This window comes from Thermocladium sp. ECH_B (assembly GCA_001516585.1).
Lineage (GTDB): Archaea > Thermoproteota > Thermoprotei > Thermoproteales > Thermocladiaceae > Thermocladium.
In genome coordinates this window covers 1-14225 of sequence record LOBW01000018.1, presented here as the reverse complement: position 1 = coordinate 14225, position 14225 = coordinate 1, and the positions used below count along the sequence as shown (strand labels likewise).

At 44.7% G+C, this 14225-nt stretch carries 15 protein-coding genes and 1 tRNA gene; 9 read left to right on the top strand and 7 right to left on the bottom strand.

Annotation, left to right across the window (positions count from 1 at the left end):
• Window positions 1–117: 117 nt before the first annotated feature.
• The 4 genes from AT710_03660 to AT710_03645 form a co-directional block, all read right to left on the bottom strand.
• Window positions 118–209 (bottom strand) — tRNA-Gly (locus AT710_03660).
• Between the two features lie 130 nt (window positions 210–339).
• Entirely contained in the window at window positions 340–1680 is a 1341-nt protein-coding gene (locus AT710_03655; GenBank protein KUO92356.1) for a VWA containing CoxE family protein, read from the bottom strand.
• A complete protein-coding gene (locus tag AT710_03650) occupies window positions 1670–2803 on the bottom strand; it encodes an ATPase (protein ID KUO92355.1) in 1134 nt (377 codons plus the stop codon). The genes AT710_03655 and AT710_03650 overlap by 11 nt, the downstream gene beginning before the upstream one ends.
• Window positions 2803–3036 carry a hypothetical protein gene (locus AT710_03645; GenBank protein KUO92354.1) on the bottom strand — a complete coding sequence of 78 codons (234 nt, stop codon included), beginning with the start codon at window positions 3034–3036 and terminating at the stop codon, window positions 2803–2805. Before AT710_03645 ends, AT710_03650 begins: the two co-directional genes overlap by 1 nt.
• Here AT710_03645 and AT710_03640 point away from each other — a divergent pair.
• Together AT710_03640 and AT710_03635 are read left to right on the top strand one after the other, a co-directional pair.
• Window positions 3029–4009, top strand: coding sequence for a hypothetical protein (locus AT710_03640; GenBank protein KUO92353.1), 981 nt, complete (start codon window positions 3029–3031; stop codon window positions 4007–4009). The two genes, AT710_03645 and AT710_03640, sit on opposite strands and share 8 nt — an antisense overlap.
• 107 nt (window positions 4010–4116) lie before the next feature.
• Window positions 4117–4374: a hypothetical protein gene (locus AT710_03635; GenBank protein ID KUO92352.1), complete on the top strand. Its 258-nt coding sequence runs from the start codon at window positions 4117–4119 to the stop codon at window positions 4372–4374.
• On the opposite strand, the gene AT710_03630 is transcribed toward AT710_03635, so the two are convergent.
• Both AT710_03630 and AT710_03625 read right to left on the bottom strand, forming a co-directional pair.
• On the bottom strand, window positions 4367–4801 hold the full coding sequence (locus AT710_03630; protein ID KUO92351.1) for a hypothetical protein: 435 nt from the start codon (window positions 4799–4801) through the stop codon (window positions 4367–4369). The genes AT710_03635 and AT710_03630 overlap by 8 nt on opposite strands.
• A 105-nt stretch (window positions 4802–4906) precedes the next feature.
• A complete protein-coding gene (locus AT710_03625) occupies window positions 4907–6619 on the bottom strand; it encodes a molybdenum cofactor biosynthesis protein MoaA (GenBank protein ID KUO92350.1) in 1713 nt (570 codons plus the stop codon).
• 59 nt (window positions 6620–6678) lie between these two features.
• Here AT710_03625 and AT710_03620 point away from each other — a divergent pair, with 59 nt between their 5' ends.
• Window positions 6679–7422 (top strand): TrmB family transcriptional regulator, encoded by a 744-nt coding sequence (locus AT710_03620; GenBank protein KUO92349.1) that lies wholly within the window; start codon window positions 6679–6681, stop codon window positions 7420–7422.
• A 3-nt stretch (window positions 7423–7425) separates the two neighbouring features.
• Here the strand turns inward: AT710_03620 and AT710_03615 are convergent, their stop codons facing one another.
• Window positions 7426–7875 carry a hypothetical protein gene (locus AT710_03615; protein KUO92348.1) on the bottom strand — a complete coding sequence of 150 codons (450 nt, stop codon included), beginning with the start codon at window positions 7873–7875 and terminating at the stop codon, window positions 7426–7428.
• A 182-nt stretch (window positions 7876–8057) separates the two neighbouring features.
• On the opposite strand from AT710_03615, the gene AT710_03610 reads away from it, so the two are divergent.
• The 6 genes from AT710_03610 (at window position 8058) to AT710_03585 (ending at window position 13902) form a co-directional block, all read left to right on the top strand.
• Window positions 8058–8477 (top strand): hypothetical protein, encoded by a 420-nt coding sequence (locus tag AT710_03610; GenBank protein ID KUO92347.1) that lies wholly within the window; start codon window positions 8058–8060, stop codon window positions 8475–8477.
• 219 nt (window positions 8478–8696) lie between these two features.
• Entirely contained in the window at window positions 8697–9086 is a 390-nt protein-coding gene (locus AT710_03605) for a hypothetical protein (protein ID KUO92346.1), read from the top strand.
• Between the two features lie 76 nt (window positions 9087–9162).
• The gene (locus tag AT710_03600) at window positions 9163–10101 is read left to right on the top strand and encodes a recombinase RecA (protein ID KUO92345.1); all 939 of its coding nucleotides are present in this window, start codon (window positions 9163–9165) and stop codon (window positions 10099–10101) included.
• A 12-nt stretch (window positions 10102–10113) separates the two neighbouring features.
• Window positions 10114–11442 (top strand): signal recognition particle, encoded by a 1329-nt coding sequence (locus AT710_03595; protein ID KUO92344.1) that lies wholly within the window; start codon window positions 10114–10116, stop codon window positions 11440–11442.
• Window positions 11443–11444: 2 nt separating this feature from the next.
• Window positions 11445–11945 carry a hypothetical protein gene (locus AT710_03590; protein KUO92343.1) on the top strand — a complete coding sequence of 167 codons (501 nt, stop codon included), beginning with the start codon at window positions 11445–11447 and terminating at the stop codon, window positions 11943–11945.
• A 91-nt stretch (window positions 11946–12036) separates the two neighbouring features.
• Complete coding sequence (locus AT710_03585; GenBank protein KUO92342.1) at window positions 12037–13902, top strand: hypothetical protein; 1866 nt, start codon at window positions 12037–12039, stop codon at window positions 13900–13902.
• Window positions 13903–14225: the final 323 nt, after the last annotated feature.

Here is a 14225-nt window from a genome sequence, read left to right as displayed (position 1 = left end):
GTGTCATTAATGTTATGGGAGGAGGAGTGAGGCCATTAATAAAATGAGCGACAACCCCCACCCTCAAGGACGGGGAAGGGGCCAGAAAGCCATTATTATTGATTCTCTTGAAAATGATGCGGCCGGTGGGATTTGAACCCACGATCTACGGCGATCCCCCGCAAATGGATGGGGGGCCGTCGTCCTGATCCAGACTAGACTACGGCCGCTTATGCCCTTAAGAATTAAACGCTTTTAAAAATTTTCCTTAAAAGCAATATCAATCCAAGGCCTTCCATGGAGGACGTTGAATTAAGGGATGGCCCTCACCATATAAAAGGAGGGTGGCCCATCTTTCCATTAGATGGATTTAAGTATCTTCATGAGGGATTTCGAGGTTAAACTGCTTATCTTAATCGTATTCTTGTTGGTCTCCAACATGGATTGCTCATTACCTATTAGAACCACCTTGAAATTGCTGAACATGGAGCGCACGTTATTTATGGGTTCCATGCTTAACTCATCGTCCTCGCCATCCGTTATCAGGACCAGCTTATAATCCCTTAATTGCGGGTTTCGGCGCGCGTCCTCCATTGCCATATTGACGGCGGCCGTTATGTTAGTGCCGCCCAACGGTATTAGGGAGAGAAGAGTCTTTATTATCTCCTTCTTATCGCTTATCGCCGGGTATACCTGCTGGTCGAAGAACCTCACTTGCACATTGCTTCCCTTCATGACTAGGACAGTCGCTAACGCGGTTGCCCACGTTATTTTGCTAATGCTTCCGAACTCGAATAAGTTATTCATTACCGTATAGAACATGCTGCCGCTCTTATCAATGAGTAGATACACCTTAGGCCTCTTGGTTAGTTTCCGCTCATTGACCATTATATTGTTAGTGCCTAATTTATAGGCGTAGAGCGGCTTCGATACGCGCATTAATGCGCGGTATGAGGGAGTGACGTCACGTAATTCAGCCATATGGGATAATTTCTTTATCCCCGATGATATTCCCTTATAGACGACGTCCTCCTCCTTCAATAAATCCATTTTATACTTGACGTCAGAAATCAATTTAACCAATGAGTCAAGCATGTTTATTAGACGAGTCCTATATGGGTCTATATCCGTGCTTAATAATATATCGGCAACCTCGTGCCCAATGGAGCTGCCCATTACGGATTTTACCTTCTTAACTGTTTCATTAATGCGCCTCATGTTGCCGAGGTAAAACGATAATAGGGAACGTATTTCGCGCTCTATTATTGCCTTATTTTCCTTGGAGGAGGAGGACCTATTAGTCGAGTCATTAACCATTTGCCTAAAACCCTCGCTTCTCTCCATTTTGCTTAATAGATTACTATATATCCTGAGCATCTTAACCGCCATTAGCTTCGAGAGGTGGCCATTCAATTTAGTTACCCTAACGGCCTCGCCGTACTGATCACTGCGTATATACGTGTTAACTAAGTGATACCATAATATGTCCTTCTCATCCTTTAAATCGCTTAGTTGCCCCAGCATTGGGTTCCTGTAATGCAGGTAAAATGAATCTATCAATGCGTATTGAGGTATTTTATCCATGCTTGGCACCATGCGTCTCCTGCCCTCCATGAATACCTCGCGAAGCCTATACCTGGCTAGCTCATCATCATAATCAACATTAAGAAGAATGCCACGCCTCTTCTTCTCATTGCTCATTCATTATCATCTCCTCCAGCTTCTCTATTGTGCTCATCATTTCATCTATCTCATACTTATATAGGCTGTAAAGGCTTTTATCCCACTTAGTCCTAATTGAGCTCATTGTCTCCCTGGCATCCATGAGCCTCGTCCGCGCATCGTCTATTATATTGTTACTCAGTAATGCCTTTGCCTCGCTTATTAGATCATTTATCTTAAGGAGCTCCTCGGGCATATGGGTCATGGCGAAGGCCTCGTACTCGCTTAGTTGATCCTTGTTTTGAACCAAGTACTTAGCCACTCTTATGGCAGCTACCTTAAGCATCATGGGAGTGACCTCCTCGGGCTTGAATCCCTGTATCAATAGAAGCGAGTATGCGTAGAGGGGTATCTTTATTCTTGTTCTATTACTAATAGGTATGTGCTCAACATAGTCCGCTATCACTGGCGACAATATCTTCGATATATCCTTAGTATTGCTGAATAAGTAATTCACCTGCATCTGGTTTAATGCGCGTATATCATCCATAGATGCAAGGGGCCTTAACTCATCCATCTCCCGCCTCAAATTCCATCCCTTTATCAATAAATTCTCCGTGTCCTCCGGCAACACGTACTCAGTGAATGTCCTCAGGGGAAACCTATCAAATAAGGCTTGAAGCTCCTCCTCATCTGGAACCCTATTACTGCTGCCGAAGACTGCCCAAGTCTTTACGGGGATTATTTTGTCACCATCATACACGACCCTCTCATTAAGGAGGGAGAGGAGGGTGTTGAGAATTGCGCTAGAGGCGTTGAATATCTCATCCAATAAGGCCAACTCGCTCTCGATTATTGAATTAGCATATATGCGCTCCACCTTGCCCTCCAACAGCTTCGCTATATCTATGGGTCCAAGTATTTCCTCCAGATCCGTGAACTTAGTTAACTGCCTATAGAACCACTTAATGTTGGTTAATTTAGATAAGGTATATACGAGGGTCGTCTTAGCGGTGCCGGGGGGACCTACTAATAGAAAGTTCTCCCTCGACAAGACGGAAATAAGTATGCCGGATATCTCATCCGAGTACTTATAGAACATATCGTTAAGCTTCTCATTGATGTTCTTTATCCTAATTATCGATTCGTTAATGTTCTGCATTACTTATTTTTTATCGAGCCACTTAAATATAAGGTTTTTTCCATAAACCACCGCAAAAACAATTTAACTAAGAGGAAACCCATTCCCCGAGGACCCAGGAAGAGATAACCGCACTCCATAATTTGCCGCCACCTAGCCCCATTTCCCTGAGATGCCTTAATAATTAAGAGGCAAGGGGACTTGGATGGGCAACGCTTAAAATCTATGAATAAAATTACGGGGCCAGTGAGCATTAAGGATATAGCTGCCGCATATGAATCATTAAGTAAACGAGACTTGAGGGTATTAATGGTGATTGAGGCCCTTCATAGGTATCATGAATATGTACCGCTTGAGCGATTATTGAGGTGGCTCAAGGAGAATGAGGACTCCACTCTTAAATCAATCAGGCAATTAAATAAGTATGCACTAGTATCCAGGTCAGGCGGATTGGGCTATCGATTAACGTTTAGGGGCTATGATGTATTGGCCATACATGCATTGGCCAAGATGGGCATAATAGAGTCATTATCGCCATCTCCCATAGGTTCAGGAAAGGAATCCGATGTATATGCGACGCAACTAATCGCGGGCGGAAGAGGCGTTGTTAAGTTTCATAGATTAGGCAGGATAAGCTTCAGGAATGTGAGGAAATACAGGTTATGGCTGGGGGAGAGGAGGCATGTTTCATGGCTATATGAGTCCAGGATATCGGCTCACATGGAGTACGTAGCGCTTGTGGGCACCTATAAGGCAGGGGTACCCGTGCCGCAGCCAATCGCCGTTAATAGGCACGCGGTAGTCATGAGTTACATAGATGGAGAGAAATTGGCCGACGCTAATCTAAGCGATCCAGCCACTGCTTGGGAGCAAATAATGAATGCCGTGAAGACCGCGTTCGAGGCGGGTTACATACATGGCGATCTAAGCGAATTCAATATAATAATGGCGGGGGATAAGCCATATTTAATTGATTGGCCTCAATGGGTTCCAACCAAAATAATTGGCAGCATGGAGAAACTGATCAATGATATAAAGAATCTGGCCTTCTTCTTCGCTAGGAAATATGATTATAGGCCAAACATCGATCCCATAATTGAGGAGTACAGAAAGATGTATGGCGAAATACATCTTGAGAAGCCAGATGCAACCTATAGTAAGTTACTAGATGAATTGATGCATATGATCCGCAATGAATCCGGGAATAATGAGGATGCTGCATCCTAAGCTTCTATTTCGCGGAAATCCATGAAGAGCGGCCTTAGAGCGGAGAAGTTACGCCACGGGCAAACACCTCCCGATAATACTTTTATGCTTAGCGACACCATTATTGAGTGGCTTGCGACTTCGATAAAGTCATAATAGTGACGGAGAATTGGGAGATCAATTACAATAAATTGCTCAATGCATGTAAACAACTCGGGAATAAATGCATCATGCTTGATTTATCGAGCAATGATGGATTAGACATGCTGCTGCAACATGGAGTGGAGGATCTCATGGCTAAGATACCGTTGATATTGATAAAGCGGGGGAATAATTATCATAAGCTCAGCGTGGAGGATTTTTTGAGGCTGGTTCAAGTTACTTAAGCGGCTTCAAGAAGAGTACCTTACCATACCTAGATAATTCACTTAGTATTAGTGGGAGGGGCGGATCATTCTCGTTGTTGAAGCCGGCAATCCTCACATCGCTCTCCGTTAATCTCACATAGCCTTGCTCGAATCGTATGGTGGCTTCCTTGGAGCCGAACACTACCTTAAACTTAACCCTATTATCAAATAGCAGCTTAGCCACGCTTTTAACTGTATTAACCTGTTTAGGAGTTGGCTTACCCCTGGGCCTCCTCTTCTTTAACTCGCCTAGCTCCTTCTCGTTTAGCTCGCCCTTTATTATCCCCTTGACCTTAGTTACCTTGGCTAACCCACCCTGGGTATAGCCGAGGATCTCTATATTATTTATATTGCTTAATCTATTCAATAACTCCTCCAAGCCTATGTCCTCTATGTCCTCCGCCATTCAATGCAGCAATAATCGCGACAATTTATAAATATTGATCAATTATGCGGAATATTGGGAAAAAAGAGAGGAAATTAAATTAATTGATTTGGAGAGATTTATGAATTAGGCGAAGCCGCTGAGGAATTTGCCGGGATGTAGCCTCAGCCATTCCTTGGAGTCAACCTTGAATGAATGCTCTATCTTCTCCCTGTGGAAGTTATTCAAGGTGCAGAAAGGCACTATCCTGCCATCCGGCTCCGCATAGTGAATATCGCACCTCTGTATCCTCTGCACATCGAAATTCATGGTATCCATGAAGTGCATTATGCCGAGCCCCACCACATTCATCATGAACTTGCCCAACGCATCATAGCTCTTCGAGATGAGTACATCCTGAAGCAGGTCCCTCACGGCCTTGTGCTTAACGTGCCTAAGCAACTTGAGTGTCTTAACCTTGCCGACCTGCGTCCAAAGNCCTCCCTTAACTGCGGTGTTATATATGTCCCATATATCCCTCTCAAAGGCATCCACATCCACCAGCTTAGTTATTGGCACGATATCCTTCTGGTCCTCATCATAGTAGATAAATGTAGAGGCGCCGCACACGGGATTATTGGTGAAGAGCGGCTTAGGTTTCCCAGTCAATACCTCCATCATCTTGCCAAGGGCCACCGGCCAATTAACTGGGCGCCAATCCCATCTACTTATCTTTCCACCGGTCTGCTTCTCGACCTCTATTATGACGTCCGGTATAGTTATCCTGAAGTTCCTTAACTCATCCTTGGTGTAATCGGTCTTGGCCCTGCCAGAGAATGAGACGGGTTGAACATTTATCCACCTAACGACGTCCCTATTCTTTATGGCGAAATCAAGTATCTCCCCAATGTCCTTCTCGTTATAATTCCTAGCCATTGTGACGACTAGGACGAGGGAGTGGTGGTTCAACTTCCTGGCATTCTCGATAACCTTATTCTTCAACGCGGCATAGGCCTTTGGATCATATAACCTATGCCTCCAGACCCCCTTATTATTTGGATTAATGGTATCGAACTGAAGATACAGCGTGGATACGCCTGCATCAAGTAACTTCTTATAGAAGTCAGGTTCATTCGCAACCCTTATCCCGTTCGTATTGACCTCAACATGATCAAAGCCCAACCTCTTAGCCATGCTAACTATCTCAGGCAAGTCATTTCTAATCGTCGGCTCTCCACCGCTTAATTGAAGCGCATTTGGGGCCCAGGGCTTCTCGTTTCTAAGGGTACGCATCATGTACTCTATTTGTTCTAGGGTAGGCTCATAGACATAGCCGGCCGCGAATGCATTGGCGAAGCAAACTGGGCATTTCATATTGCACCTATTAGTGACGTCTATTATCGCAAGCGCAGTGTTGGTCTTGTGAACAGGGCAGAGGCCGCAGCCGAATGGGCAGCCGCCTGCCTCCTCATAGTACTCCAAGGTAGTATTGGGGTTAGCCACGCCCTTCCCTATGTAGTCCGGATTATCCCACTGCAGGAAGTAGTAATACATCTCCGCATCTCCCCAGTACATGTCCGTGAATGTTCCGTGCTCGGGACAGGTCTTCTGGAGCCAAATCGAGCCTCCCTCCTCATATACTACCATTGGTAATTGCCTATTGCATACGGGGCAGACAGACGTGCTTGTCTTTATTACCCTCACGCCTTGTGGCAATTTGAATTGCTTCTTCCAGTTCTCCTGTATCTTCTCATTAAATAGGATTCTCTTGTAGCTCTCAGGCATCTTGAACCTGGATATATCCACCAACTGCGTGGTGGTCTCCACGGGCGCCTTAACCACGGTTGTTGTTTCCGTCATTAAACCCAAAGTAAACGATCGGCTTAAAAATTTTATACCCAACTAATACTCTCAGTAGTATGAGTTATGAGGAACTAAAGAGGCTCGCAAGGCTGATTGGATACTCATCCTACCAATTAAAGGCCTACTTAACCCTAGTGGAGAAGGGACCCCTCACAGCTAAGGATATTGCGAGGCTAGCAGGAATACCCACATCAAAGGTATATAGCGTGCTCTCGAGCTTGGCGAGGGACGGCATCATATACTCGGAACAGGGGCGGCCCCTCAGATTCATAGCTAAGCCTCCTCGTGAAGTGTTCTCCACAATCCTGGAGAAGCTTAATGGATACATAGAAGCGACGAGGCCCATAATAGATTCGCTTCAATTACTGTATGAGTCCAATAATCCCAGTAAAGTCATGGCTCAAAGCGATATATTCTTCATAGTGAAGGGGTTGGAGAGCACGAAGCAATTAATGCGTAAGGCTCTAAACGCCTCCTCGATAGATATAGCTATTCCATATGTTGACCTCCTAGATAATGAGGCAATCGCGGATATAGATGCGGTATCAAGGAATAGCGAAGTAAGGCTGCTCGTTACGGATAACTTAATCGAAGTGGCTAGGCGATTACCTCCGCGCGTGGTTGCTAGAACTAGGAGTGGAATGTTTGGTGCCGGCATAATAGGGGACGGCGTCGTATTGGCGGTTAAGTATGATAATACATACTTGACCCTGTACTCCATACAGGATTATTTATTGGACATAGCTAAGACCTACTTCAATTCTCTATGGAAAGATGCGGCGCCGATAGGGGATAGGTGAGGATTAATCCATTGGAATTGCCTTTGCTATGAATATCTTCGACCCATTACAGTCGCGGGTCTCCATTATTTCAATTATCTTCACCCTAGCTCCTTCAGGCAGTGTAGAGCTGCTGGGGCACTTCACGCTGGGGCAACCGCATGCAGAGGCATCATATGTAACTATCATTCCCTCCACGACATACCGCCGCTTCAGGGGGATAATTAATGGATCCTCTACCACGGCGACCGGCACCATATTGCCTCCAGTTAAGAGGCACTTGAATGGAGTCGGCAAATTAATCGACCTCACATCCACTATACGATATATGCGGCCGGGCCTTAACCTACCCATGCATATGTCGTATAATTTACATCTATGGCACTCATCAGGTATCCCGAATACGCGAAAGGACTCGCCCACTACCGCCTGCTCCTTGCTTGCGAGAGTTATCCTTATCTTATCATCATCCATATACGTATACTATACGTATACTTTAATTTATAAAACTACCTAATGAATCGACAGATTCCCCCATCTGCCGGGAATCATGTTGCCGCGAATATCGCAATTGATAGATATCTTTTTCTCAGCAGTTGTTCTCCCTGAAGCTAATTCTGCATCACTTTTATTAATTCTGAAATTATGCTATATTAATGGATGAAAAGGAGACCAGGGAAATCATTGATTTGCTGCGCACTATAAATAATAAGCTAGATGCTTCAGGAATAGGGCTACTTGCAGAGGCCGATGCATCTAATAGAATAGAGGAATTGCTCAAATTATTAATGGAGCCTAAAGTAATCGACGTAATATATAAGGTCACGCAATTAATAGATGCCTTAAGCAAGTTGAATCCATTAACTATAATGCTGCTATCAAACTTGATTGGTTGCATCTCATCATCACTAGATGCAAATGCGGTGGCTAATGCCCCAAAGGCCACGTTAACGGATCTACTTAATCAATTGAATGATGAGGACACGCAACGCGTGCTTGGCCTACTGCTAAATACGATTCGGCAATCCGCTGCATGCATAAACAATATTGCTCCACGGCAAACCCGCAATCAATAAATAATTCTTCTCCCCTGTACAACGCGATTTGCTGCTTCTTAACTAATTTTTGGATCCGACCCCCTCCCCGCCCTAAAGGGGCGAGGTTTGCCGTTATTTTTTTTATCAATCCCTAATAATAGAAGTCATAATGCCAAGATGGTAGTTATATGGGAAACAATGCTCAGTGCCGGTAATGGCTTTAGGAAAGCATAATAAGGGGTCCTCAATTGCTTCTCCATGAGCAAGATGAATCCCGTGCTATATAGGTTCGTTAGGTACTGCCTGAATAGGTCGTATGCATCCATGGACTTCAGCAAATTGGATACTGATAAGCGGTATGCCATTGATGTTTTTGTGGATTCAATAAAAAATAGTGAGGACTCATGGAGGAAAGTAGATGATTTGATCGCATTCATAAGGAATGACTTGCCTGCCCTATATAGGACTGCTTTAACCGCCGTGCCCAAGGATATTATGGCGAAGTTCGTGAGCATGATTTTCAATAATTGCTTTGAGTTGGATGAGGTTAATTCAAGCAAGGAATTAAGTAATGCAATGAAGGAAACGCTTGATTTATTGTTGAGGATGGAACCCTCAACGACGGAGCCTGAGNCATCATCCTATTGAGGACTAACTATATTTTATTCTATGATTATACATTTTGGATAAGTATAAAAAGGTATTGTATCTGAATTAGATTCAAATGAATATAAGGAGTTTACGTGCATCGCAGGATAATGGTAATGGATATGATTATTCAAGCGCGCCAGCCACTCAGCCGACTTACTACGATAGTAATTACTATAGCAATAATTATTATGATCCGTATGCCTCCACCATGTATAGCTATAGCCCGTATGCCGATAGGGCTCCCACTGGCATTCAGTACCTAGATACTTACATTCTACAGGGCGGATTAAAGAAGGGAGAGGTATATCTAGTCGCTGGAGAGGCCGGAATGGGCAAGACCATCTTTAGCCTCCAATTCCTCAAGACGGGAGCCGATATGGGAGAAACAGGCATATATATAACGGTTGATGAGCCGAGCGAGGATGTTAAGCGAGGCGTGCAGGACGCGCTTGGGTGGAATCTAGAGCCATATGAGCAACAAAACAAGTTAATAATACATGATTTCCGAACCCACTTCAGGCTTTATGCTAATGATGATAAGCTATCCATTGACCCCAAGAACATAGCTAAAATACTTGTGGAGACGGTTAGAAAGTATAATGCCCAGAGAGTAGTGATTGACCCAATAGCTCCACTGCTCATAACCAGCCACCAAGATGTTCTATGGATAAGGGAGTACATGCGCGAATTGGTGTTTAATTTGAAGAAGTTGAAGGATGTAACCACGCTAATAACATCGGAGATACCCACGGGCGAAACCACTAAGATAAGCAGATTCGGGGTAGAGGAGTACCTGGCCAGCGGAGTGATAGTAATGCATTTATATGAGGATGAGAGAACGCATGAGATATATAGGGTCATGTATATAAGGAAGATGAGGTGGATGAAGGTTCAACCAATCAAGCTGGCGTTCGATATATATGAGCCATATGGAATACTTATAAGGGGTAAATTATCCCAAGTATTGGCGGCCCAGTATCAGCCCCAGTACCAATACGAGCAGTCCTATTGATGCGGTGACCAAATGAAGGATTTAATGGACTCATTGAGTAGGCTAGTTGATAGAATACGGGGGACGAGCCACATAGATGAGGAAACTCTTCGGGAAGTAATGAAGGAATTGCAGCGGGCATTGCTTAAGGCTGATGTTGATGTGAAGCTCGTTTATGAATTCACTAGATCCATAGAGGAGGAGTTCAAGAAGGAGGAGCCCCCCTCTGGAGTGTCAAGCAAGGATTACTTGCTTTACTTGATTTATAATAAATTGACATCATTAATGGGCGGAGACGCCGAGCCCAGCATTACGATAACTAAGCGACCCTATGTTATTCTATTGGTTGGGACTGAGGGAAGCGGCAAGACAACGTCTGCAGGCAAGATGGGTTACTGGTTCTCTAGGAAGGGGTACAGGGTCGGATTAATAGAGACTGATACGATAAGGCCGGGCGCTCACGATCAATTAAGGCAATTAGCGGAGAAACTGAATTTACCTTTCCACGTGGATCCAGATTCTCGTGATGCAGTGAATACGGCTATTAAGGGGCTTGAGAAGATGAGGCAGGAGAAGGTTGACGTTATAATAATAGATACTGCGGGTAGGCACAGGAATGAAGAGGAATTAATGGGTGAAATCAAGAGGATATATGAATCCGTTAAGCCGGATGAGGTTATACTCGTGATAGATGCCACAATGGGCAAACAAGCCGTCGCTCAAGCAGAGGCCTTTAATAGGAATGTACCTATAAACTCCATTTTCCTAACTAAGATGGACAGCACATCCAGGGGAGGCGGAGCGCTCACTTCAGTCATTAGGACGGGCGCCAAGATAAAGTTCATCGGGAACGGCGAGTACTTGGAGGATGTTGAGTTATTCAATGCGAGGAAATTCGTCCAGCGCTTATTGGGCATGGGTAACCTGGATGAATTGCTGGAGCGAATGAAGTCGATAGAGGAGGAGAATCAAGTATTGACTGAGTTGAGCGAGGGCAAATTCAATTTACTTACTTTTATGAAGCAGCTGGAGTCCATGACTAAGCTAGGCCCCCTTAGTAAACTGCTTCAAATGCTGCCCATGACTATGTTGCCGGCTCCCATGAGGAGCCTAAACGACGATCAGTTGGAGGATGCACAAGTTAGAATGAGGCGTTGGCTCGCTATAATGCGGTCAATGACTAGAGAGGAATTAATGGATCCAAGTCTCCTAGATGCGTCACGGATCAGGAGAATAGCGATTGGCTCTGGAACGACGCCTCGCGACGTTAGGGAACTAATAAAGCAATATGAATTAATGAAGAAAATGGTAGGCGAGCTAAAGAGGAGCCAGCATCGCTTAGGTAAATTCATGAAGCAGTGACGATGCGTAACTTCATCCTGCTCACATCAATTAATAAAGTAATGAAGGAACCCGGCATACATTCACGATTCATACAGGGAGCGATCCTGGCCTCGCATGAGTCTCGTCTAGACGTGAATGTCTACCTTTTTCTCCTAGATATTGATAAGTACATTTTGATGCTGGGCGCCTCGGTTAGGGGAGTGCTGCCGGATGAGTCCAGCGTATCCTCAATGATGAAATCACTGCTCATGGGCAAGAAGCATAGGGGGGTAATTATTGGAGACGCGGAATTAAGTCACATATTGAGGGAAGTAGGAGGCCCCCTCCTAGTTATTCCCCTGATTCTAGAGTGTCGCTCCTCCATAAGGCTTGGAAACAACTTATCCCTAATAGTTAATTACTACTCAAGCGAACTGGATGAGTTGCTTTGCAGCCGCGGCCTCGGTCTTCCTCATCTTCCCCCTGATCAAGCATCCATAATAATTAATTATGCGGCCGATAATGAATTAATCATAAAATAAGCCATGGTTCCAGCATCAAGGCAAGTAGTAATTGGTTCCTCTTTTATGCAGAAGGTTTAAAAATCATGTAGATCCCCATCTTATCGAGTCGTTGAAGTCGATGCAGTATTTCCCATATGATTCCCTAAGGAAGCCTCAGGAGAAGCTGATTAATTCGATCCTATACTCATTAAGCGAGGGCCTCAGCGTTATAATGGAGGCGCCGACGGGTGTTGGAAAGACTGCGGCTGCCCTGGCTGCCGCATTATCGTATGCGGTGGATAGGGACCTCAAGGTAATTTACCTAGTCAGGACTAAGAATCAAGCGCAGGCCCCCATCAGGGAGATAGGTAAGCTCCTTGAGAGGAGGGGCATTTCCGTGCCATTCGTAATGATTAGGAATAGGGCCGACATGTGTTGCCTCACCTCATCTAGGAAATTGACATATAAGGATTTCCTAATGGAGTGCAATTACTTGAAGAACAATCATGAGTGCCCATATTATGAGAGGACAATGAAGGGGGTTCCGGAATCACTCATTAAGGGGAATCAATTCAATTCACCCGCCGGCTACGTGAAGATGTTCTGCGGCGCAGGCCTCTGTCCGTATGATTCCTCGAGGATGTTAATAGATAAGGCTCGACTAGTGATATTATCTTATTATTACCTCTTTGCATTAAGCAAGCCGGAGACAATANAGCTGGATCTAAGTAATTCGGTGCTGATAGTGGATGAGGTCCATAACCTTCCCTCATCAATAATAGATCTAAACACAGTTCAATTAACGGAGTACATGATTAGGTCCTCGATAAGCGAGGTTAAGCAATACGTAAGCGATAATGATGTGAGGGCCAAGGCATTATCCACGCTTAAAATGCTCCTAACCATGTTTAGGAAGCTTAGGGAGAAGGCAATAAATGAGGAGGACCCATCCCGTGAGATACACATAGATGCGTCCGATGTATTGCCGTACTTCGATGACATGGATACCTTGAAGGCTATTTACGCCGATATAATGCAGGGTAAGAGATCCAAGGGCCTTCAATTCTTCTCATCCCCCCTCTCGGAGGTGCTGGACTTCTATTCATTCATAATAACTAGGCTCCAGGGCCGTGGATTATTCTATAGACCCAGCGAGGGGGGCGACGCCATTCTGAGCAAATTACTTGATCCATCCATAGTCAGCGAGGACGTATTTAGGAGGGTTAATAAGTACATATTGATGAGCGGATCACTGCCTCCCGAGGAGTACATGCGATTAATGCTGGGGCTTCGTGATGATTATAGGTTGATCAAGGTTCCCCTGAAGGAGTACATAAACATCGATAATATACGGGTAACCGTGTATCCTGAAGTCACCACTAAGTACTCCATGAGGGATGAATCGATGTACGCCAGAATCGCCAACGCAATAGAATCATTATTTAAATTAACGCGTACGGGCTTGTTAGCGGTGTTTCCGTCTTATGATATGATGAAGAGGGTGAGGAAGTACATACATGTGCGCAACGTGATAGCTGAGCTCTCCAATACATCAATAGATTCCGTTATGGATAAGGTTAAGGCGGATCCCCATCAATTAATTCTGGGCGTGGCCGGCGGCAAGTTAATAGAGGGCATAGAGTTTAGGGTGGGCGATAAGAATATAATAGGAATAATAGCAATAGTTGGGGTACCTTACCCTGAACCCAGCGATTTTCTTAGATTATTGATGAATAATCTACACGCTAAGATAGGCGACAAGCAATTGGCTTGGCACATAACATATACGTGGAATGCATTGATAAAGGTGAAGCAAGCAATAGGCAGAGGAATTAGGTCGGAGAGGGACAGGGTTTACGTGGTTCTCATGGATGATAGATTCGCTCAAAACAAGGCATTATTTAATGAGTTAAGGAATTATGTGGATAACGTAAAGATAATGGAGAATTTAGAGGATTTATTGATCGACGCCAAGGCATTCAACGCCGAAACATAACCCTTAATGGGGAACAATGGATAGTATTAGTCAAGATTTAGGCGACTAAACCGACCCTCCGCCTTGAGGTGCATGACTTGTTCTTCAGCTTATCATGTCTATAGGAAGCCCGTAATGCTTCCCTGAAGTTAATTTTCCCATGTTACCAAAATGGGGGTTAAGGGGGCGAAAAGCCTCGCCCCATCAGGGCCGGGGATGGATAACCCCCTTATAGAAAAGTTTTTTTAAGCCTAAACACCTCTCTTCAGGATGCCCTCCCCCGGTCAATTCCTTGAATGAGGAGCGGAGGCCGATTCCCCCCGCAATACCGGGAGAGGACACCA

What these genes read in the sequence shown, in the direction of transcription:
- AT710_03655 (KUO92356.1), bottom strand. Translation starts at nt 1,680, where the DNA reads ATGAGCAATGAGAAGAAGAGGCGTGGCATTCTTCTTAATGTTGATTAT.
- AT710_03650 (KUO92355.1), bottom strand. Translation starts at nt 2,803, where the DNA reads ATGCAGAACATTAACGAATCGATAATTAGGATAAAGAACATCAATGAG.
- AT710_03645 (KUO92354.1), bottom strand. Translation starts at nt 3,036, where the DNA reads ATGCTCACTGGCCCCGTAATTTTATTCATAGATTTTAAGCGTTGCCCA.
- AT710_03630 (KUO92351.1), bottom strand. Translation starts at nt 4,801, where the DNA reads ATGGCGGAGGACATAGAGGACATAGGCTTGGAGGAGTTATTGAATAGA.
- AT710_03620 (KUO92349.1), top strand. Translation starts at nt 6,679, where the DNA reads ATGAGTTATGAGGAACTAAAGAGGCTCGCAAGGCTGATTGGATACTCA.
- AT710_03615 (KUO92348.1), bottom strand. Translation starts at nt 7,875, where the DNA reads ATGGATGATGATAAGATAAGGATAACTCTCGCAAGCAAGGAGCAGGCG.
- AT710_03610 (KUO92347.1), top strand. Translation starts at nt 8,058, where the DNA reads ATGGATGAAAAGGAGACCAGGGAAATCATTGATTTGCTGCGCACTATA.
- AT710_03600 (KUO92345.1), top strand. Translation starts at nt 9,163, where the DNA reads ATGAATATAAGGAGTTTACGTGCATCGCAGGATAATGGTAATGGATAT.
- AT710_03595 (KUO92344.1), top strand. Translation starts at nt 10,114, where the DNA reads ATGAAGGATTTAATGGACTCATTGAGTAGGCTAGTTGATAGAATACGG.
- AT710_03590 (KUO92343.1), top strand. Translation starts at nt 11,445, where the DNA reads ATGCGTAACTTCATCCTGCTCACATCAATTAATAAAGTAATGAAGGAA.